This is a genomic window from Streptococcus sp. HF-1907 (assembly GCF_015594605.1).
Classification (GTDB): domain Bacteria; phylum Bacillota; class Bacilli; order Lactobacillales; family Streptococcaceae; genus Streptococcus.
This window is the reverse complement of the sequence record NZ_JADNQT010000001.1, coordinates 169,858-189,680: the sequence shown is the minus strand read 5'-3', so window position 1 is coordinate 189,680 and position 19,823 is coordinate 169,858. Positions and strand designations below refer to the sequence as shown.

Annotated in this window: 17 protein-coding genes and 2 pseudogenes; 16 read left to right on the top strand and 3 right to left on the bottom strand. The window is 41.9% G+C overall.

The window, feature by feature from the left end:
- Positions 1 to 62 precede the first annotated feature (62 nt).
- Positions 63 to 1,439, bottom strand: coding sequence for a tRNA uridine-5-carboxymethylaminomethyl(34) synthesis GTPase MnmE (mnmE, locus tag IYQ92_RS00940; protein ID WP_195674892.1), 1,377 nt, complete (start codon positions 1,437 to 1,439; stop codon positions 63 to 65).
- Positions 1,440 to 1,532: 93 nt separating this feature from the next.
- On the opposite strand from mnmE, the gene IYQ92_RS00935 reads away from it, so the two are divergent.
- The 7 genes and pseudogenes from IYQ92_RS00935 to IYQ92_RS00910 all read left to right on the top strand — a co-directional run bounded on the left by IYQ92_RS00935 (position 1,533) and on the right by IYQ92_RS00910 (position 9,993).
- Entirely contained in the window at positions 1,533 to 3,443 is a 1,911-nt protein-coding gene (locus IYQ92_RS00935; RefSeq protein ID WP_195674891.1) for an ABC-F family ATP-binding cassette domain-containing protein, read from the top strand.
- A 227-nt stretch (positions 3,444 to 3,670) separates the two neighbouring features.
- The gene (locus IYQ92_RS00930; protein WP_195674890.1) at positions 3,671 to 4,639 is read left to right on the top strand and encodes a thiamine pyrophosphate-dependent dehydrogenase E1 component subunit alpha; all 969 of its coding nucleotides are present in this window, start codon (positions 3,671 to 3,673) and stop codon (positions 4,637 to 4,639) included.
- A 38-nt stretch (positions 4,640 to 4,677) separates the two neighbouring features.
- Positions 4,678 to 5,679 carry an alpha-ketoacid dehydrogenase subunit beta gene (locus IYQ92_RS00925; protein WP_195674889.1) on the top strand — a complete coding sequence of 334 codons (1,002 nt, stop codon included), beginning with the start codon at positions 4,678 to 4,680 and terminating at the stop codon, positions 5,677 to 5,679.
- 63 nt (positions 5,680 to 5,742) lie between these two features.
- Positions 5,743 to 5,989: pseudogene (locus IYQ92_RS10665) on the top strand (biotin/lipoyl-containing protein); the annotation flags it as partial.
- Between the two features lie 116 nt (positions 5,990 to 6,105).
- Positions 6,106 to 7,125: pseudogene (locus IYQ92_RS00920) on the top strand (dihydrolipoamide acetyltransferase); the annotation flags it as partial.
- Between the two features lie 45 nt (positions 7,126 to 7,170).
- A complete protein-coding gene (gene lpdA, locus IYQ92_RS00915; RefSeq protein ID WP_195674887.1) occupies positions 7,171 to 8,922 on the top strand; it encodes a dihydrolipoyl dehydrogenase in 1,752 nt (583 codons plus the stop codon).
- An 81-nt stretch (positions 8,923 to 9,003) separates the two neighbouring features.
- Positions 9,004 to 9,993, top strand: a complete 990-nt coding sequence (locus tag IYQ92_RS00910; protein WP_195674886.1) for a lipoate--protein ligase — start codon at positions 9,004 to 9,006, stop codon at positions 9,991 to 9,993.
- Positions 9,994 to 10,035: 42 nt separating this feature from the next.
- On the opposite strand, the gene gatD is transcribed toward IYQ92_RS00910, so the two are convergent.
- Positions 10,036 to 10,824, bottom strand: coding sequence for a lipid II isoglutaminyl synthase subunit GatD (gatD, locus tag IYQ92_RS00905; protein ID WP_195674885.1), 789 nt, complete (start codon positions 10,822 to 10,824; stop codon positions 10,036 to 10,038).
- On the bottom strand, positions 10,824 to 12,167 hold the full coding sequence (gene murT, locus IYQ92_RS00900; protein ID WP_195674884.1) for a lipid II isoglutaminyl synthase subunit MurT: 1,344 nt from the start codon (positions 12,165 to 12,167) through the stop codon (positions 10,824 to 10,826). The genes gatD and murT overlap by 1 nt, the downstream gene beginning before the upstream one ends.
- 125 nt (positions 12,168 to 12,292) lie before the next feature.
- On the opposite strand from murT, the gene cdaA reads away from it, so the two are divergent.
- The 9 genes from cdaA (at position 12,293) to IYQ92_RS00855 (ending at position 19,793) form a co-directional block, all read left to right on the top strand.
- Complete coding sequence (gene cdaA, locus IYQ92_RS00895; RefSeq protein ID WP_195674883.1) at positions 12,293 to 13,141, top strand: diadenylate cyclase CdaA; 849 nt, start codon at positions 12,293 to 12,295, stop codon at positions 13,139 to 13,141.
- Entirely contained in the window at positions 13,138 to 14,100 is a 963-nt protein-coding gene (locus IYQ92_RS00890; protein ID WP_195674882.1) for a YbbR-like domain-containing protein, read from the top strand. The genes cdaA and IYQ92_RS00890 overlap by 4 nt, the downstream gene beginning before the upstream one ends.
- Before the next feature lie 51 nt (positions 14,101 to 14,151).
- Positions 14,152 to 15,504, top strand: coding sequence for a phosphoglucosamine mutase (gene glmM, locus IYQ92_RS00885; protein ID WP_195674881.1), 1,353 nt, complete (start codon positions 14,152 to 14,154; stop codon positions 15,502 to 15,504).
- A 74-nt stretch (positions 15,505 to 15,578) separates the two neighbouring features.
- Positions 15,579 to 16,223: a GNAT family N-acetyltransferase gene (locus tag IYQ92_RS00880; protein WP_195674880.1), complete on the top strand. Its 645-nt coding sequence runs from the start codon at positions 15,579 to 15,581 to the stop codon at positions 16,221 to 16,223.
- A gap of 42 nt (positions 16,224 to 16,265) precedes the next feature.
- A complete protein-coding gene (gene hemW / locus IYQ92_RS00875) occupies positions 16,266 to 17,396 on the top strand; it encodes a radical SAM family heme chaperone HemW (protein ID WP_195674879.1) in 1,131 nt (376 codons plus the stop codon).
- A gap of 3 nt (positions 17,397 to 17,399) precedes the next feature.
- Positions 17,400 to 18,128, top strand: a complete 729-nt coding sequence (locus tag IYQ92_RS00870; protein WP_195674878.1) for an acyl-ACP thioesterase domain-containing protein — start codon at positions 17,400 to 17,402, stop codon at positions 18,126 to 18,128.
- 8 nt (positions 18,129 to 18,136) lie between these two features.
- Positions 18,137 to 18,907 carry a TIGR01457 family HAD-type hydrolase gene (locus tag IYQ92_RS00865; RefSeq protein WP_195674877.1) on the top strand — a complete coding sequence of 257 codons (771 nt, stop codon included), beginning with the start codon at positions 18,137 to 18,139 and terminating at the stop codon, positions 18,905 to 18,907.
- On the top strand, positions 18,897 to 19,532 hold the full coding sequence (locus IYQ92_RS00860) for a TIGR01906 family membrane protein (RefSeq protein WP_195674876.1): 636 nt from the start codon (positions 18,897 to 18,899) through the stop codon (positions 19,530 to 19,532). Before IYQ92_RS00865 ends, IYQ92_RS00860 begins: the two co-directional genes overlap by 11 nt.
- 90 nt (positions 19,533 to 19,622) lie before the next feature.
- The gene (locus IYQ92_RS00855) at positions 19,623 to 19,793 is read left to right on the top strand and encodes a hypothetical protein (RefSeq protein WP_195674875.1); all 171 of its coding nucleotides are present in this window, start codon (positions 19,623 to 19,625) and stop codon (positions 19,791 to 19,793) included.
- Positions 19,794 to 19,823: the final 30 nt, after the last annotated feature.

Here is a 19,823-nt window from a genome sequence, read left to right as displayed (position 1 = left end):
CATATATTTAATTATGTAAAACACTTATTAAAAAACAAGCACCGTTTGGTGTTTGTTTTTGCTTATTTTCCAAGACAGAATTGACTGAAGAGTTGGGTGATGAGTTCGTCTGGAGAAGCATCGCCAGTAATTTCTCCCAAGATTTCCCAAGTGCGGGTCATGTCAACTTGAAGAAGGTCAACTGGCATACCCAATTCAAGTCCTTCGTTAACAGCTTTAAGGCTTTCAACCGCTTTTTCAATCAAGGAGATGTGACGAGCATTTGACAGGTAGGTAGCGTCGTGCTCAACCATACCAGCATTATCAAAGAAGAGTTGATTGATGCGTTCTTCGATTTGATCGATATTTTGATTTTGGAGGACGGAGATTCGGATGACATCGTCTGGCAATTGATCAACTTCGATTTGTTCAGGGAGGTCAGTTTTGTTGAGGAGAACGATGCGATTTGCCATATCAGAAATAGCAAGGAGATCGCGATCTTGTTGCGTTAGAGGCTCTGAGCTGTTTAAGACCAGAAGGACCAGATCAGCCTCAGAGAGAGCTTTCTTGGAGCGTTCAACACCAATTTTTTCAACGACATCATCGGTTTCACGGATACCAGCTGTATCAACTAGCTTGAGTGGCACTCCTTTGATGTTTACGTATTCTTCAATGACGTCACGCGTTGTTCCAGCGATGTCAGTTACGATGGCTTTTTCCTCACGGAGAAGATTGTTTAGAAGACTTGATTTACCGACATTTGGACGGCCGATGATAGCAGTCGATAAGCCTTCACGGAGAATTTTACCACGACGAGCTGTACGAAGAAGGTTTTCCAATAACTCTTGGAATTCTTGTGTTTTCTCACGAACGAGCGCAGTAGTCACTTCTTCAACATCGTCGTATTCTGGATAGTCGATATTGACTTCGACTTGGGCAAGCGTATTGAGGATTTCTTGACGGGCTTTATTGATGAGGTCTTTGAGGGAGCCATCTAGCTGTTTGACAGCGATGTTCATAGCTTGGTCAGTCTTGGCACGGATGATATCCATGACAGCCTCGGCTTGAGTCAAGTCCACACGACCATTCAAAAAGGCACGCTTTGTAAACTCTCCGGGCTCTGCCATTCTTGCGCCCTGGCGCAAAATCAACTGCAGAACCTCATTGGTGACGGCAATTCCACCGTGAGTGTTAATCTCGATAATGTCTTCGCGAGTGAAGGTCTTTGGAGCCAGCATGACACCCACCATGACCTCGTCAAGCACTTCGTCATTTTGCGGATCAACGATGTGTCCGTAATTAAGCGTGTGCGACTCAACCTGACTGAGGTCTTTGCCACGATAGATTTTTTGGGCAATGGCTAGCGCGTCTGACCCAGAAATGCGGACGATACCGATAGCCCCTTCACCAAGTGGTGTTGAAATTGCGGCGATAGTATCAAATTCTTTTGTAATTGACATAATGTATCCTTTAATAGAAAATTTCTACTTTTCATTGTAACGCAAAGGGGAAAAAGGTGCAAATTTCTGGTTGGGATATGGTATAATATCAGTATGATTATTTTAAACGGGAACAAAATTGAGCGCTCATTTTCAGGTGATGTGCTTTTTGATAACATTAACATTCAAGTCGATGAGCGAGATCGCATTGCGCTTGTCGGGCGTAACGGTGCAGGGAAATCGACCCTTCTCAAAATTTTAGTCGGAGAAGAAGCGCCAACTAGTGGCGAAATTAATACCAAGCGTGATTTAAGTTTGTCTTATCTGGCCCAAGATAGTCGTTTTGAATCTGACAACACCATCTACGACGAGATGCTCCATGTTTTTGACGACCTTCGTCAAACGGAGAAAAAGCTACGTGCTATGGAATTGCAGATGGGAGAAGTGACGGGGAGCGACCTAGACCAGCTTATGAAGTCCTATGACCAGCTATCAGAGGATTTCCGCACAAAGGGCGGCTTCAACTACGAGTCAGATATTAGGGCTATTTTAAACGGTTTTAAGTTCGATAGTAACATGTGGGACATGAAAATTGCAGAGCTGTCAGGCGGGCAAAATACAAGGCTAGCGCTGGCAAAAATGCTTTTGGAAAAACCAGAGCTTTTGGTGCTGGACGAACCGACTAACCACTTGGATATCGAAACCATTGCTTGGCTCGAAAATTACTTGGTCAATTACCAAGGTGCGCTTATCATTGTCAGTCATGACCGCTATTTCTTAGACAAGGTTGCAACCGTGACTTATGATTTGACTGCGCATTCCCTTGACCGCTATGTCGGAAATTACTCAAAATTTATGGACCTTAAGGCTGAAAAAATAGCCACAGAAGAAAAGAATTTTGAAAAGCAGCAAAAAGAAATCGCTAAATTAGAAGACTTTGTCAATCGAAATATTGTTCGCGCTTCAACAACCAAACGCGCTCAAGCTCGTCGGAAGCAACTTGAGAAAATTGAACGTTTGGACAAACCATCTTCACAACAAAAATCAGCTAATATGACCTTCCATGCGGACAAGGTTTCAGGAAATGTTGTCTTGACGGTGACTGATGCAGCCATTGGTTATGACGGTGAGATTTTAGCGCAGCCTATTAACCTGGATGTGAAAAAACTTGATGCCATCGCTATTGTTGGACCAAATGGTATCGGAAAATCAACCTTCATCAAATCTGTCGTAGGACAGATTCCATTTATCAAAGGAACAGCGACTTACGGTGCCAATGTTGAGGCAGGTTACTATGACCAAACACAGTCTAATTTGACGCGTACTAACACGGTGCTTGACGAGCTTTGGAACGATTTTTCAACGACGCCAGAAGTAGAGATTCGCAATCGTTTGGGCGCCTTTCTCTTCTCAGGCGATGATGTCAAAAAATCGGTTGCCATGCTGTCAGGTGGTGAGCGCGCACGCCTATTGCTGGCAAAACTCTCAATGCAAAACAACAACTTCCTTATCCTTGACGAACCGACCAACCACTTGGATATTGACAGCAAGGAAGTTTTGGAGAATGCCCTTATCGACTTTGATGGGACACTGCTCTTTGTCAGCCATGACCGTTACTTCATCAACCGTGTCGCCACAAAAGTGCTAGAAATCTCCGAAGAAGGCTCAACCCTTTACTTAGGTGATTACGATTACTATGTGACCAAAAAGGCAGAGCTGGAAGAGTTAGCTCGCTTAGAGGCAGAAGCTAGTGCACAAGTCACAGTTGAAGTAGCACCAGCCAACGATTACGCTGCTCAAAAAGCCAACCAAAAAGAACTTCGCAAACTCACACGCCGTATTACCGAAATCGAAGAAAGATTGGACGTTATCGAAGAGCGTGAAACGGAAATCAGCGAAGCTATGTTAACAACCAACGATATCGGTCAACTATCCGACCTCCAAAAAGAGCTAGATACCATTCAGGAAGAGCAAATGCTCCTCATGGAAGAATGGGAAAACTTGAGCGAGCAAGTTGAAGGATAGCATAAAAAATATCCATTGAAAGCCATCTGAAAAGGTGGTTTTTTGACTCTAGATTTAAAAATCGTAGGCAACTAAGTTTGTGAAAATGATATTTTATAGTACAGCTATCACCTGTTATACCACAAAGAAAGCGGTTCAATTATTTGCACTTTGTGAAATTTTGGGTAGAATAGAAACATAAAGAAGAATTATTCTAACTTAGTTTTATAGATTTATGGAGGCCTAATATGGTTAATTTGTCTAAAGAACAGCACTTGGAAATGTTCCATAAAATGCAACAAATCCGTGATGTTGACATGAAATTCAATAAATTGGTTCGCCGTGGTTTCGTACAAGGGATGACGCACTTTTCCGTAGGTGAAGAGGCAGCGTCAGTTGGTGCCATTGCTGATTTGACAGACCAAGATATTATTTTCTCAAATCACCGCGGTCACGGTCAGACCATCGCTAAAGGCATTTCGATTCCTGGGATGTTTGCGGAGCTTGCTGGAAAAGCAACAGGGACTTCAAAAGGTCGTGGTGGCTCAATGCATTTGGCAAATCTTGAAAAAGGCAACTACGGTACAAATGGTATCGTTGGGGGAGGTTACGCCCTCGCTGTCGGCGCAGCTTTGACCCAACAATACGAAAATACAGGTAACATTGTTATTGCATTTTCAGGTGATTCTGCAACCAACGAAGGTTCCTTCCACGAATCAGTCAATCTCGCTGCGGTTTGGAATTTGCCAGTGATTTTCTTCATCATCAACAACCGTTACGGTATCTCAACGGATATTTCCTATTCAACAAAAATTCCGCATCTCTACATGCGTGCTGATGCCTATGGCATTCCAGGACATTACGTTGAAGATGGTAATGATGTTATCGCTGTTTACGAAAAAATGCATGAAGTGATTGACTGTGTTCGTGCTGGAAATGGCCCTGCTATTGTGGAAGTAGAGTCATATCGCTGGTTTGGTCACTCCACTGCTGATGCTGGCGCTTACCGTACCAAAGAAGAAGTAGATGCCTGGAAAGCAAAGGATCCATTGAAAAAATACCGTCACTATCTCACTGAAAATGGTATTGCAACAGATGAAGAATTAGATGCGATTGGTAAAGCAGTCGCACAGGAAGTTGAAAAAGCGGTTAAATTTGCGGAAGAAAGTCCTTTCCCAGATATGTCAGTCGCTTTTGAAGATGTTTATGTTGACTAGTGGTTTCATAAAATAGTTGAGTTTTTCAAGGAGAAGATATGAGCGAAACGAAAGTAATGGCCTTGCGCGAAGCAATTAATCTTGCCATGAGCGAAGAAATGCGTAAGGATGAAAAAGTATTTTTAATGGGTGAAGACGTCGGTGTCTACGGTGGCGATTTTGGGACATCTGTTGGGATGCTTGAAGAATTTGGTGAAAAACGTGTTAAAGACACTCCGATTTCAGAAGCAGCTATCGCGGGTGCAGCCATTGGTGCTGCCCAAACTGGCCTTCGTCCCATTGTAGATTTGACCTTCATGGACTTTGTGACGATTGCTATGGATGCCATTGTTAACCAAGCTGCTAAAACTAATTATATGTTTGGTGGCGGATTGAAGACCCCAGTAACTTTCCGTGTGGCATCTGGTTCTGGTATCGGTTCAGCAGCGCAACACTCGCAGTCCTTGGAAGCATGGTTAACTCATATTCCTGGGCTTAAGGTGGTTGCACCAGGTACTGTTAATGAATCAAAAGCCCTTTTGAAGGCTTCAATCCAAGATAACAATCCAGTTATTTTCATGGAACCAAAGGCACTTTATGGGAAAAAAGAAGAAGTTAATCTTGACCCAGATTTCTATATTCCGCTTGGCAAAGGTGATATCAAACGAGAAGGAACTGATTTGACTATCGTGACCTATGGTCGTATGTTGGAGCGTGTCCTGCAAGCAGCTGAAGAAGTGGCTACGGAAAATGATATCAATGTTGAAGTGGTTGACCCACGTACCCTTGTGCCTCTGGACAAAGAATTGATTATTAATTCTGTTAAGAAAACTGGTAAGTTGATGCTTGTTAACGATGCTTATAAGACAGGTGGATTCATCGGCGAGATTGCAACAACTGTTGCGGAAAGCGAAGCATTTGACTACCTAGACCATCCGATTGTTCGCTTGGCATCTGAAGATGTTCCAGTACCTTACTCACGTGTTTTAGAGCAAGGAATTTTACCAGATGTTGCAAAAATCAAAGAAGCCATCATTAAAATGGCTCGTAAAGGAAATTAAGAAAGTAGGATAAGGCGTAACCGAGTGGTTGCCCTTCTACTGATTTTGAATGAAAGGACTATTATGGCTGTCGAAATTATCATGCCTAAACTCGGTGTTGACATGCAAGAAGGTGAAATCATCGAGTGGAAAAAACAAGTCGGCGATAGCGTCATGGAAGGCGATATCCTGCTTGAAATCATGTCAGATAAGACCAATATGGAGCTTGAAGCAGAAGATTCAGGTATCCTCTTAAAAATCACTCACCAGGCAGGCGAAGTGGTTCCAGTGACTCAAGTTATCGGTTACATCGGAGCTGAGGGCGAAGTCCTAGAAGAATTGGCTGCGCCAGCAGAAAGTGCGCTACCTGCGCAAAAAGCTGTTTCAGCGCCAAGCTCAAGTGCTCAACCAGCGCCAACAATTAGCCATGAATCTGCAGCAAGCAAGGGTGAAAAAGTTCGTGCAACACCTGCTGCGCGTAAAGCGGCGAGCGAACACAATATTGACCTAGCGACAATTCCTGGCACTGGTCAAAATGGTCGTGTCCACAAAGATGACGTGGAAGGCTTCTGGCATCTTCACAAGACAAAAGCCTCACCGCTTGCTGAAAAAATGGCTCGTGATCTGGGTATCGACCTTTCAACAATCAAAGGGTCTGGCTTTGGTCACAAAATCATGAAAGACGATATTCTAGCTGTTCTTGAAGCAAGTAAGCCAGTTCAAGAAAAAGCGCCAGTGGTTGAAGCACCGAAAGAATTACCTGAAGGTGTTGAAATCATCAAGATGTCTGCCATGCGTAAGGCTATTTCAAAGGGGATGACCAATTCTTATCTTACTGCGCCATCATTTACCCTTAACTATGATGTCGATATGACAGAAATGATTGCCCTTCGTAAGAAATTGATTGACCCTATCATGAATAAGACGGGCTTGAAAGTTAGTTTCACGGATTTGATTGGTATGGCAGTTGTTAAGACCTTGATGAAGCCTGAACACCGTTACCTCAATGCCTCATTGGTTAACGATGCTACTGAAATCGAGCTACACAAATTCATCAATATCGGTATCGCTGTTGGTCTTGACGATGGTTTGATTGTACCAGTGGTGCACGATGCTGACCAAATGACTTTGTCAGAATTTGTCGTGGCTTCAAAAGATGTTATCAAAAAAACGCAAGCTGGTAAGTTGAAAGCTGCTGAAATGACAGGTTCAACCTTCTCAATCACCAATTTGGGAATGTTTGGAACCAAGACTTTCAATCCCATCATCAATCAACCAAACTCTGCCATTTTAGGTATCGGTGCAACCATTCCAACCCCAACCGTTGTTGATGGCGAAATTGTGGCTCGGCCAATTATGGCACTTTGCTTAACCATCGATCACCGTATTGTTGATGGTATGAATGGTGCTAAATTCATGATGGACCTTAAAAACTTAATGGAAAATCCATTTGAATTGCTAATTTGATAAAAAGCTCTGCTATTAACCTAGGAAAGAAAGAGGAAGAAAATTATGGCTTTTGACGTCATTATGCCAAAACTCGGTGTTGACATGCAAGAGGGTGAAATCCTTGAGTGGAAAAAACAAGAGGGTGATGTGGTCAATGAAGGCGATATCCTGCTTGAAATCATGTCAGATAAAACCAACATGGAAATCGAAGCTGAAGAATCAGGTGTTCTTTTGAAAATTGTCCACCCTGATGGTGATGTGGTTCCTGTAACAGAAGTTATTGCTTATATTGGAGCTGAAGGTGAGACAGTCAGAGAGGTCGCGGCTGATGCTAAAATTGTAGCTGCTGACGGTCAATCGGTTTCTGGGCCAATCGCTCCAGCAGCAGAACAAGTAGCACAAGCTTCAGTTTCACCTAAGGAAGAATTAGGTGCTGATGAATTTGATATCGTTGTTGTCGGCGGTGGACCTGCTGGTTACTATGCTGCCATTCGTGGTGCGCAATTGGGTGCCAAAGTTGCTATCGTTGAAAAATTTGAATTTGGTGGTACTTGCTTAAATGTCGGTTGTATCCCAACAAAAACCTACCTCAAAAATGCTGAAATCCTTGATGGCCTTAAGATTGCAGCTGGTCGTGGTATCAACTTAGCATCAACCAATTATGCTATTGATATGGACAAAACAGTTGAGTTTAAAAATTCTGTAGTTAAGACTTTGACAAGTGGAGTCCGTGGGCTTTTGAAAGCAAATAAGGTTGAAATCATCAACGGATTTGGTCAAGTTAATCCAGATAAATCAGTTGTCATTGGTGACCGAGTTATTAAAGGTCGAAATATTATTCTTGCAACGGGTTCAAAGGTCTCTCGCATCAATATTCCAGGAATTGACTCGCAACTAGTGTTGACATCTGATGACATCCTTGACCTTCGCGAAATTCCTAAATCACTTGCTGTTATGGGTGGTGGTGTTGTTGGTATTGAACTTGGACTTGTTTGGGCATCATATGGAGTTGATGTGACGGTTATTGAGATGGCTGATCGCATTGTACCAGCTATGGACAGAGAAGTTTCTTTAGAACTTCAAAAACTTTTGACCAAAAAAGGTATGACGATTAAGACAGGTGTTGGGGTTTCAGAAATTATAGAAGCTAACAACCAATTGACCTTGAAACTTAACAATGGTGAAGAAGTTGTTGCTGAAAAAGCTCTGCTTTCAATCGGACGTGTCCCACAATTAGGAGGACTTGAAAACCTTAATCTTGAGATGGAACGCGGACGCATCAAAGTCAATGACTACCAAGAAACCTCAATCCCAGGAATCTATGCACCAGGCGATGTCAACGGTAGCAAAATGCTAGCTCACGCGGCTTACCGCATGGGTGAGGTTGCGGCTGAAAATGCTATTTGGGGCAATGTGCGTAAAGCTAATCTCAAGTACACCCCAGCTGCTGTTTACACACATCCAGAAGTAGCTATGGTTGGTCTTACTGAAGAAGACGCTCGCGCAAAATATGGCGATGTTCTTATCGGTAAAAATTCATTTACTGGAAATGGTCGAGCTATTGCATCAAATGAAGCCCATGGTTTTGTCAAAGTTATCGCTGACACCAAATACCATGAAATTCTTGGTGTTCACATCATCGGTCCAGCAGCAGCTGAAATGATTAACGAAGCAGCAACTATCATGGAAAATGAATTGACCGTTGATGAATTACTTCGCTCGATTCATGGTCACCCAACATTCTCAGAAGTTATGTATGAAGCCTTCGCAGACGTTCTGGGCGAAGCTATTCACAACCCACCAAAACGCAAATAAGTGTATTGATAGGAGTTTGCCTAAAAACAAGCTCCTATTTGACTACATGACATTATTAGATTAGAGAGATGGAGATATTTTATGAAATATATCGTCAATACAAGCAAGAACCCAGCTTACAATATCGCCCTTGAAGCTTATGCCTTTAAAGAACTTCGTGATATTGATGAGATTTTTATCCTTTGGATTAATGAGCCAGCTATCATCATTGGAAAACATCAAAACACCATTCAAGAAATCAATAAGGAATTTACCGATGCCCATAATATTCATGTTGTTCGCAGGTTGTCTGGTGGTGGTGCTGTTTATCACGACCTCAATAATTTGAATTATACCATTATTTCTAATAAGGCAAATGAAGGTGCTTTTGATTTTAAAACCTTTTCAAAACCTGTTATTGATACTCTGGCAAAAATGGGAGTTAAGGCCGAATTTACTGGACGTAACGACCTAGAAATTAATGGGCAAAAATTTGCCGGAAATGCGCAAGCCTATTACAAAGGTCGCATGATGCACCACGGTTGCCTGCTCTTTGATGTCGATATGACTGTCCTCGCGCAAGCTTTGAAAGTATCCAAAGATAAAATCGAATCTAAAGGAGTTAAATCTGTCCGTGCGCGTGTGACAAATATCATCGACCATTTGGAGAAAAAAATCACAGTTCAGGAATTTAGTGACGCCATCCTTGCTCAAATGAAGGAAGAATATCCTGAGATGGAGGAGTATGTGTTAAATGAAGCAGAGCTAGCAGCCATTCAAGACTTGCGCGACCAACAGTTTGCCACTTGGGATTGGACCTATGGAAAAGCGCCAGAATACACGATTGAACGCTCAGTCCGCTACCCAGCAGGAAAAATTACGACCTATGCTAATGTTGAAAATTCTATCATTAAAGGTATCAGAATATATGGCGATTTTTTTGGAGTCAGAGGTGTTGAAGATATCGAAAACCTTCTCATTGGTGTTCGTTATGACTATCAAGATATACTTGAAAAGCTCAAAACGATTGATACGACACAATACTTCTCACGCATGACAGTGGAAGAAGTTGCTAAGGCGATTGTGGCTTAAATACTCAAAAACGCGATTAACTCAAGATTAACCGCGTTTTTATTATTTTTCAAACTCTGCTTTCGATTTAGTATCCGAATAATCTTCTTGAACTTCCTGTGACAGAATATCTTGATAATTTGGTAGTTTAATATCGTGTCCGTATTTATTACGAAGAGCTGTGGTTACTAGACGATAGGCTAGGTTGGCATTACGAGATAAGATTGGTCCGTGGAAATAGCTTCCGAAAACATTTTTATAATAAACACCTTCCGTGCCATCTTCTTTATTATTTCCGTTTCCGTAAACGACTTTTCCAAGTGGCTTTTCGCCATCTGATAGGAAGGTCCGTCCCTGATGATTCTCAAATCCATAATAGGTTTCGTCGAATTCATCATTATGAATCTTAATGTCGCCGATATAACGATTATTGTCTTGGTTGAGGGTATAGTGTCCCATAACACCGATACCATCGATGCGGACGCCATTTGCTTGGATATAATATTGACCTAGCAATTGGAAACCGCCACAGATGGCAAGAATAACCCCGTTGTTTTGAATATAAGTATTGATATCCTCTTTTTTACTTGGAAGGTCACGCGCGACGATAGACTGCTCGTAGTCCTGACCACCACCGAAAAAGGCGAGATTGTAGTAATTGGGATCAAATCGGTCGCCTATTGATACGATATCAACAGTCATCTCACAATTCAGTTTTTCAGCAACGTATTTCATCATGAGAACATTACCGTTATCACCGTAAGTATTCATGAGGTTTCCGTATAGATGAGCCATGTTTAGGCTGTATTTGTAGTTTTTACCGCTAGGAGATTTTAGTGAAGTATAGGTCATTAGTTCATCTCCTTTCCAACGGCATGACGGCTAGCTAAAATTTCACGGAACTCAAGCATGGCAGTGTAAGTAGCTAAAATATAAGCATGCTCAGTCTCTTGATTTTCAATCATGGTCATGATGTCTTCTAATTTTTCAGCCTGACGAATCTTCTTGTCATCATATCCAGTCACCCGTAGACGTCGCGCGATTTCTGAATGACGGACACCACCGGCGTTAATATTAGTAATGTCCATGTCGTTAATGGCTTCAAAGTTTGCATCCCAAATCCAGCTAGTATCAATTCCGTCTGCATAGTTAGCATTAAGTAGCACAGATAAACTAAATGGATAAGGTGCTAATTTAATCATATCCAGCGCCTGACTCGCTCCAACCGGGTTTTTAATAAGAACCAGCGTACAAGATTTATCACCGATTTTAAAGGTTTCTTGACGACCAAAGACAGCTCGGCTCTTATCAAATCCAGCTTTAATTTGACTCGGTTCAACACCGAAAAATTCAGCAACGGCAACCGCTGCAAGGGCATTATAAATGTTATACAGCCCTCCGACATTGATATGGTAATCTTGTCCATCAATGACAAAACCAGAAGAAGTATTGGTGATTTCAGTTAGTTTAGTCAAGGCATAGTCTAGTTTTGGACGTTCAAAATCACAATTTGGGCAAGTGTAGTCACCCAAGTTAGCATAAGTATTGAGGCGATACTCTAAAACACTTTCACATTTAGGACACAAAATCCCTTCAGTGTTATAGTGAGCAAGTTTAGGTGCATGTTTTTCAGTGTCAAATCCGTAAAATTGAACGGGATTGACAACTTCTTTAGAATTGAAGAGCGGGCTGTCCCCATTTGCCAAGATTGTTGCTTTTGGAGCATTGGCTGCGCCATCTAGAATCATTTGATAAGTTGTGTAAATCTCACCATAGCGGTCCATTTGGTCACGGAAAATATTGGTGAAAACAAAAAGACTTGGTGTGATGTACTTGGTGATGCGGGGCAGGCTGGCTTCGTCAATTTCTAGCACAGCGATTTTCTTACCTGATTTTGCTTTTTTAGCAGTCAAAAAAGTTGACACGATACCGGTAATCATGTTGGCACCGCTTGGATTGGTCACGACTTCTCCAAAAGCTTCCTTGAGAATACCGACGGTAAGGGCTGTAGTCAAGGTTTTACCATTAGTCCCCGTCACAACGACGATCTCGTAATCTTTGGCAATGGTGTCAAGAATGTCTTTGTCGAATTTTAGCGCCAAGCTACCTGGATAGGTAGAGCCGCGCCCCATTTTACTTAAAAGGAAGTGCGCAGATTTACCAGCTGCAATTCCTAAGGCTGTATTCATTTTCATAAGAGTATTTTATCATAAAAAGTACTTTTCTTGCTAAAGAAAATATTTTGAAAACGTGGTATAATGTTTGTTGGACAATAAATAGTATTGTTTATCAAAGTTTTATAGATTGAGTAGTGAGAGAAATGAATATTTTTTCGGTATTAGACTCTAAATTTTTGACGAGTCTTTTAGATAATCCGTGGCTGATTATTGTGCATAGCCTGGACATATTGATTGTCGCCTGGTTGATTTACCGGTCCATAAAAGCCTTAGCAGGAACCAAAATCATGTCCTTGATTCAAGGGGTGATTTGGTTTATCGTTATCAAATTGGTGGCTGAATGGATTGGGTTTACGACCATTACTTATTTGATGAATCAAGTCATCACCTACGGTGTCATCGCAGCGGTGGTGATTTTTGCACCAGAAATTCGTACAGCGCTAGAACGCATGGGACGAACCACCCAAGTTTTCACGCAGCGCCAGCAATTAAGTGATGAAGAAAAACTCATCAATGCCTTGGTTAAATCGGTCGCCTACATGAGTCCACGTAAAATTGGTGCCCTAATTTCGATTGAAGAAACCCAAACCCTTCAAGAGTACATTTCAACGGGGATTCCACTTGACGCAGATATTTCCAGTCAATTATTGATAAATATCTTTATCCCCAATACCCCTCTTCATGATGGTGCTGTCATCATTCGCGGAAATAAGATTGCGACAGCTTGTTCTTACCTCCCTCTGTCAGAATCAACTCAGATTTCAAAAGAATTTGGGACACGCCACCGCGCAGCTATTGGTCTCTCTGAAAATTCAGATGCCCTAACAATCGTTGTCTCCGAAGAAACGGGTGGCATTTCCGTGACACACAAGGGGGAATTTTTACACGATTTATCAAAAGATAATTTTGAAGCCATTCTTCGTGACCATTTCATCAAAGAAGGGGAGCCAAAAGCACGCTGGTTCCATAAATTCTGGGGGAAGACAAAATGAGTAAAAAACGTTTTTTTAGCAGTCGTCCCTGGTATATTGTGGTTTCCATCTTTCTAGCTCTGCTATTATTTATGACGGCGACAGCTAACAGTGCCAATAAAACTGGCAGTCAAATTTCTGGGACAACAGAGACCTACACGCACACGCTGACCAATGTCCCGATTGATATTAAATACGATAGTGATAAATACTTTGTCAGTGGCTATTCTTACGAGGCTGAGGTTTATCTCACCTCTATGAATCGTGTCAAATTAGATTCTGAAATCAACGCAGACACGCGCAAATTTAAAGTTGTCGCAGACCTTACCAAGGTTGACTCAGGAACGCAGACCGCAAAACTAGAAGTGACTGACTTGCCTAATGGCGTGACCGCAACGGTGTCTCCAACAACCATTCAAGTGACAATTGGCAAAAAGAAAACCAAGTCTTTTGAAGTGAAAGGATCAGTGGACAGTAGCCAAGTTGCTGAAGGATACGAAATCAAACAAATCGAAACAGCCGATTCACGTGTTGACGTCACTAGCGACGAAGCGACAATCAATAAGATTGACCACGTTGTGGCAAAATTACCTGAAGAAGATATTCTTAGTGATGATTTTAGTGGCAAGGTGACCTTGCAAGCTGTATCGGCAGATGGAACGATTTTAGCTAGTATCATTGACCCATCGAAAACAACTTTGAAGGTGGCTGTTAAAAAATTATCAAAAGTAGTGCCAGTCCAGTTAAAAGTTACTGGAAATATGAATGACAAATTATCAAAAATTGATTACAAATTAAGTCAGGATATGGTCACTATTTCAGGTACCAAGGAAGCCTTGGAGGCGGTCAGCGCTGTCACAGCAACAGTTGATATTTCAGATGTTATGAAAAATACGGTACAAACAGTCAATTTATCAGCTGAAAATGTTACAGTAGACCCATCAGTTGTGGAGGTTCAGTTGACAACAACTAAAAAATAATAGATAATATCAAAGAATTATGAACGGAGGAGCGATTTTCGCTAAATAATTATGGGTAAATATTTTGGTACAGATGGTGTACGTGGAGAAGCAAATGTTGAATTAACGCCAGAATTGGCCTTTAAACTTGGTCGTTTTGGTGGTTATGTGCTAAGTCAGTACGAAACAGAACGCCCTCGCGTTTTTGTAGCACGTGACACACGTATTTCTGGTGAAATGCTTGAATCTGCCTTGATTGCAGGCCTTTTGTCGGTCGGAATTGAAGTTTACAAACTTGGTGTTCTCGCAACACCTGGAGTTTCTTATTTGGTCCGTACGGAAAAAGCTAGCGCTGGGGTCATGATTTCAGCAAGTCATAATCCAGCTCTTGACAATGGTATCAAGTTCTTCGGTGGCGACGGGTTCAAATTGGACGACGACCGTGAACTCGAAATCGAAGCTCTACTTGATGCCGAAGAAGATACCCTTCCACGCCCATCAGCAGAAGGTTTGGGAACATTAGTTGATTATCCAGAGGGACTACGCAAGTATGAAAAATTTATGGTTTCAACTGGTGTTGATTTAGAGGGGATGAAAGTTGCTCTGGATACTGCGCATGGTGCTGCGACAGCCACAGCACGCAATATCTTCCTTGACCTAAATGCAGAAATCACAGTTATTGGCGACAAACCAAACGGATTGAATATCAATGACGGTGTCGGATCAACTCACCCAGAACAATTGCAAGCCTTGGTTAAAGAAACTGGCTCTGCTATTGGTCTTGCCTTTGACGGTGACAGCGACCGCTTGATTGCTGTTGATGAAAATGGAGAAATCGTCGATGGCGACAAGGTGATGTACATCCTTGGCAAGCACCTTGTTAGCCAAGGGAAACTTGCGAAAAATACTATCGTAACAACGGTGATGTCAAACCTTGGTTTCCACAAGGCACTTGACCGTGAGGGCATCAATAAAGTGATTACCGCTGTTGGTGACCGTTATGTCGTTGAAGAAATGCGCAAATCAGGTTACAACCTCGGTGGTGAACAATCAGGTCACGTTATTATCATGGATTACAACACAACAGGTGATGGTCAACTGACAGCTATCCAATTGACCAAGGTCATGAAAGAAACTGGTAAAAAATTATCAGAATTGGCTGCCGAGGTAACTATTTACCCTCAAAAATTAGTTAATATCCGTGTTGAAAATAGCATGAAAACGAAGGCTATGGAAGTTCCTGCGATTGCAGCTATCATTGAAAAAATGGAAACTGAGATGGCTGGTAATGGTCGTATCTTGGTTCGCCCTAGTGGTACAGAACCTCTCCTTCGTGTTATGGCAGAAGCGCCAACAGATGATGAAGTGAATTACTATGTTGATACCATCGCCGACGTTGTTCGTGCAGAAATTGGGTTAGATTGATAAAGCGACTAATTATTATGGATTACATACTAAGAGGTTGGGTACTTTTGTCCCAACCTCTTTAAGGAGGTAGAATGGATAATCGCATTGAGAGACTCATTGAAGCATTGTCGGAAGATGTCAGAGATGTCTACAAGGTTATGCTGCCAGAGTTTCAGCAATCTTATGCTGACTACGTTTATAGTGCTGAAAAAGAAATCACAATCTTTAAGCGTAAGAAGCATTTGGAAAAATCGTTTCGGAAATTGCTTACGGAGGTCTATTTTTACTTGACGCCTATGTCTCAGCGGACAGCGGAAGAAATTGCGAACGACTGGAAATATGAACCTCCCTACGATTTTTATGATATGACAGCAGACCCAGAAGATTACGCCGAAATCTTGTCGCCTGAGGCACGTGGAGATAATTATTTTCAAGTTGTGCGAAACGGACAGCTGGTGGGCTTCGCGACCTTTCTCAGTGAAGGCTCTGAGCTAGAAATTGGTTTGGGTATGAAACCAGCTTTTATTGGTCAGGGTTGGGGACGAGATTTTTTCAAGGCTATTGAGAATTTTGCTAAGGAAAAGTATGAAGCTAAAACTTATGTCTTGCGGGTTGCAGCATTTAATGCGAGAGCACAGCACCTCTATCAAGAAATGGGCTACCAAATCATAGAAAACTACCAGCAATTGACCAATGGCGCCAGCTATCCTTTTGTAAAAATGGTGAAAACTCTGTAGCATAAGCGTGCCAATCACGCTTCAAAATGTTAAAATAGTAGCATGTTAAAAAAATCAACGTCAGCCTATGTGCATATCCCTTTTTGCACACAGATTTGTTACTATTGTGACTTTTCAAAAGTATTTATTAAAAATCAGCCTGTTGACGACTATCTTCAGGCTCTTATTCGTGAGTTTAGGTCTTACGATATCAAAAGTCTTCGGACGCTTTATATCGGCGGAGGGACGCCAACCTCAATTACTGCGCAGCAATTGGACTATCTACTGACTGAATTGACGCGGAATTTGGACTTGAGTCAGTTGGAGGAGTTTACGATTGAGGCTAATCCAGGTGATTTGACGGTGGAAAAAATCGCTGTGCTGCAAAAGTCTGCGGTGAACCGAGTATCGCTCGGTGTGCAGACGTTTAACGACCGTCACCTCAAGCAAATCGGTCGTAGTCATAATGAAGCTCAAATCTACTCTACCATCGATGCCCTCAAAGCAGCGGGATTTCATAATATTTCAATTGATTTGATTTACGCTCTGCCAGGTCAGACTATGGAGGATGTGAAAGAGAATGTTGCTAAGGCGCTAGCGCTGGATATTCCTCACCTCAGCCTCTATAGTTTGATTTTGGAGCATCATACTGTTTTCATGAATCGTATGCGTCGTGGCAAGTTGAACCTCCCAACGGAAGACTTGGAAGCGGAGATGTTTGAATATATTATCGACCAGCTGGAGCAAAATGGCTTTGAACACTATGAGATTTCAAATTTCACCAAGCCTGGTTTTGAAAGCCGTCACAACCTCATGTACTGGGATAATATCGAATATTATGGTGTCGGCGCAGGTGCTTCTGGTTACTTGGATGGTGTTCGTTATCGTAATCGAGGACCAATTCAGCATTATCTCAAAGGGGTCAATGAGGGCAATGCCCGTTTGTCAGAAGAGGTTCTAACCAAGGAAGAAATGATGGAAGAGGAACTCTTCCTAGGCTTGCGCAAAAAATCAGGTGTGTCCATCAAACGCTTTGAGGAGCGATTCGGACTTTCTTTTGATGGGTGCTATGGTCAAATTGTCAAAGAATTGCAAGCAAATGGTCTCTTGAAAAAGGATAAGGATTTCATTCGAATGACCAAAAAAGGTCTCTTTTTAGGAGATACTGTCGCGGAAAAATTTATTTTGGAGTAAATCATGGGAATTATTTATCGAGAACCTTATCAGGTTCCATTTTATGAATCAGACATTAATCACAATATGAAATTACCGCAACTGCTAGCCTTGGCTTTACAGATTTCTGGGCAGCATTCTATTTCACTGGGTATGAGCGATGAGGTCATTTTTAATCGCTTTGGTTTGGTTTGGATTGTAACGGACTATTCTATTGAAATCGAGCGTTTACCAAGGTATGCAGAGACGGTTATTATCGAGACAGAAGCGACAGCTTATAATAAACTCTTTTGTTACCGTGATTTCAATATTTATGACGAAAATGAGCACAAAATCATGACCATCCATTCAACCTTTGTTTTGATGGATTATGAGACGCGTAAGGTGCATCCGGTTGAGGAAGAGATTGTCAAGGTGTACGAATCCGAAAAAATTCGAAAAATGATTCGTGGACCACGCTATCACGAACTTGAAAATCCACAAAGCACGCCATATCGTGTTCGGTATTTTGATTTGGACATGAATGGTCACGTCAACAACAGCAAGTATTTGGAATGGATGTTTGATGTTTTGGATTTTGATTTCTTGAGCCAGCACACGCCGGAAAAAATTGATTTGAAATACGTGAAAGAGGTGCATCACGGAACTGACATTGAATCGCGCCTTACTCAAGAGGACTTGACGACTTATCATGAGATTGCCAGCGATGGTCTCATCAACGCGCAAGCTATTGTTACTTGGAAGAAAAAATAGGAGGATTTATGGCATATAAAGGCTATTTGATTGATTTAGATGGAACGATTTACAAGGGGAAGAACCGTATCCCTGCGGGAGAACGCTTTATTGAGCGCCTGCAAGCTAAAAAAATCCCTTACATGCTGGTGACAAATAACACAACACGAACTCCCGAGATGGTCCAAGAGATGCTTCGTGGCTTTAATGTGGAGACGCCACTCAATACGATTTACACAGCGACCATGGCGACCATCGATTACATGAATGACATGAATCGTGGCAAAACAGCCTATGTCATCGGCGAAGAAGGTTTGAAAAAAGCAGTTACCGAGGCTGGTTATGTAGAAGATAATGAAAATCCTGCTTATGTCGTTGTCGGTTTGGATTGGAGCGTGGACTACGAAAAATTGTCCATTGCGACTTTAGCTATTCAAAAAGGCGCTCTTTTTATTGGAACCAATCCTGACCTCAACATTCCAACTGAACGTGGTATGATGCCTGGGGCTGGCGCTATCAATGCACTCCTAGAAGCTGCGACACGTGTCAAGCCAGTCTTTATCGGAAAACCTAACGCTATTATCATGAACAAAGCCTTGGAAATCTTGGACGTTCCTAGAAATCAAGCTATCATGGTTGGCGATAACTACCTAACGGACATCATGGCAGGAATCAATAACGACATTGCAACGCTTCTAGTGACAACTGGCTTTACTCACGCTGACGAAGTTCCTAGTTTACCGGTTCAGCCCGACTATGTTTTGTCCAGCTTAGATGAGTGGACATTCAATGAAGGATAAACTATTGGCTGGTTTGACTTGGTTGTGGCTGCTTTCGTTAGCCATTGTGGCAACAATCTATTTTGCTTGGGTCAGCTACCCGCTAGAAATTTCCTGGCAGGGCTTAGAAAAAGTGGTCTTTTTAGAAGCTAAGACTATTTCCTATAATTTTAATATCCTGATGACTTACCTGACCAATCCTTTCAGTCATGTTTTGGATATGCCGAGTTTTCCGTCTTCGAAAGCGGGGCTTGCGCATTTCGCAGATGTCAAGCTTCTTTTTCATTTAGCGCAAGCTGTTTTTCTTGTGTTAGCCTGGCCAAGTTGTCACTTTTTACGAAAACATCTTAAGCAGAAGAGTTTGTTTTTATTTAAGGATTTTTTCTTAGGAACCAGTCTTCTTCCGATTGTCATTGCGATTATGGCTTTCCTTATTGGTTTCGATAATTTTTTCACGGTATTTCATAACATTCTATTTCCTGGAAAATCTAATTGGCTCTTTGACCCGCTTCAAGATTCTGTTATTTGGATTTTACCTGAGACTTTTTTCCTACACTGTTTTATTCTCTTTTTCATTTTGTATGAAGTAGCGATGTTAACGTGTTATTGGCTTGGTCGAAAGCAGCTTCAAGCGCGATTGTCATAAAGTGCAGTTTTTATTTGAAAAACGTTTTCAAATACGTTAAAATAACGATGAGAGAAGTAGTGTAACTTCTTCCTAGAGGGAGGTAGTCTTATGCTTTACTTGTTCATTAGTTTAGTGGCGCTTGCTTTGCTAGTTATCATTGGGGTACCTTACCTCATTGATACTTTTGAAGTTATGGAAGCTTTCAAAAAAGCTGAAGGTGAATCAATTCATGATCAGTTAGCTGAAATGATGGGCTTTCCTCGTCACTCACACGGTTAAATAGGGCGCTTTCGGCGCTCTGTTTTTGTC

What these genes read in the sequence shown, in the direction of transcription:
- IYQ92_RS00925 (WP_195674889.1), top strand. Translation starts at nt 4,678, where the DNA reads ATGAGCGAAACGAAAGTAATGGCCTTGCGCGAAGCAATTAATCTTGCC.
- IYQ92_RS00870 (WP_195674878.1), top strand. Translation starts at nt 17,400, where the DNA reads ATGGGAATTATTTATCGAGAACCTTATCAGGTTCCATTTTATGAATCA.
- IYQ92_RS00890 (WP_195674882.1), top strand. Translation starts at nt 13,138, where the DNA reads ATGAGTAAAAAACGTTTTTTTAGCAGTCGTCCCTGGTATATTGTGGTT.
- cdaA (WP_195674883.1), top strand. Translation starts at nt 12,293, where the DNA reads ATGAATATTTTTTCGGTATTAGACTCTAAATTTTTGACGAGTCTTTTA.
- gatD (WP_195674885.1), bottom strand. Translation starts at nt 10,824, where the DNA reads ATGACCTATACTTCACTAAAATCTCCTAGCGGTAAAAACTACAAATAC.
- IYQ92_RS00880 (WP_195674880.1), top strand. Translation starts at nt 15,579, where the DNA reads ATGGATAATCGCATTGAGAGACTCATTGAAGCATTGTCGGAAGATGTC.
- IYQ92_RS00935 (WP_195674891.1), top strand. Translation starts at nt 1,533, where the DNA reads ATGATTATTTTAAACGGGAACAAAATTGAGCGCTCATTTTCAGGTGAT.
- glmM (WP_195674881.1), top strand. Translation starts at nt 14,152, where the DNA reads ATGGGTAAATATTTTGGTACAGATGGTGTACGTGGAGAAGCAAATGTT.
- IYQ92_RS00855 (WP_195674875.1), top strand. Translation starts at nt 19,623, where the DNA reads ATGCTTTACTTGTTCATTAGTTTAGTGGCGCTTGCTTTGCTAGTTATC.
- hemW (WP_195674879.1), top strand. Translation starts at nt 16,266, where the DNA reads ATGTTAAAAAAATCAACGTCAGCCTATGTGCATATCCCTTTTTGCACA.
- mnmE (WP_195674892.1), bottom strand. Translation starts at nt 1,439, where the DNA reads ATGTCAATTACAAAAGAATTTGATACTATCGCCGCAATTTCAACACCA.
- lpdA (WP_195674887.1), top strand. Translation starts at nt 7,171, where the DNA reads ATGGCTTTTGACGTCATTATGCCAAAACTCGGTGTTGACATGCAAGAG.
- IYQ92_RS00860 (WP_195674876.1), top strand. Translation starts at nt 18,897, where the DNA reads ATGAAGGATAAACTATTGGCTGGTTTGACTTGGTTGTGGCTGCTTTCG.
- murT (WP_195674884.1), bottom strand. Translation starts at nt 12,167, where the DNA reads ATGAAAATGAATACAGCCTTAGGAATTGCAGCTGGTAAATCTGCGCAC.
- IYQ92_RS00865 (WP_195674877.1), top strand. Translation starts at nt 18,137, where the DNA reads ATGGCATATAAAGGCTATTTGATTGATTTAGATGGAACGATTTACAAG.
- IYQ92_RS00910 (WP_195674886.1), top strand. Translation starts at nt 9,004, where the DNA reads ATGAAATATATCGTCAATACAAGCAAGAACCCAGCTTACAATATCGCC.
- IYQ92_RS00930 (WP_195674890.1), top strand. Translation starts at nt 3,671, where the DNA reads ATGGTTAATTTGTCTAAAGAACAGCACTTGGAAATGTTCCATAAAATG.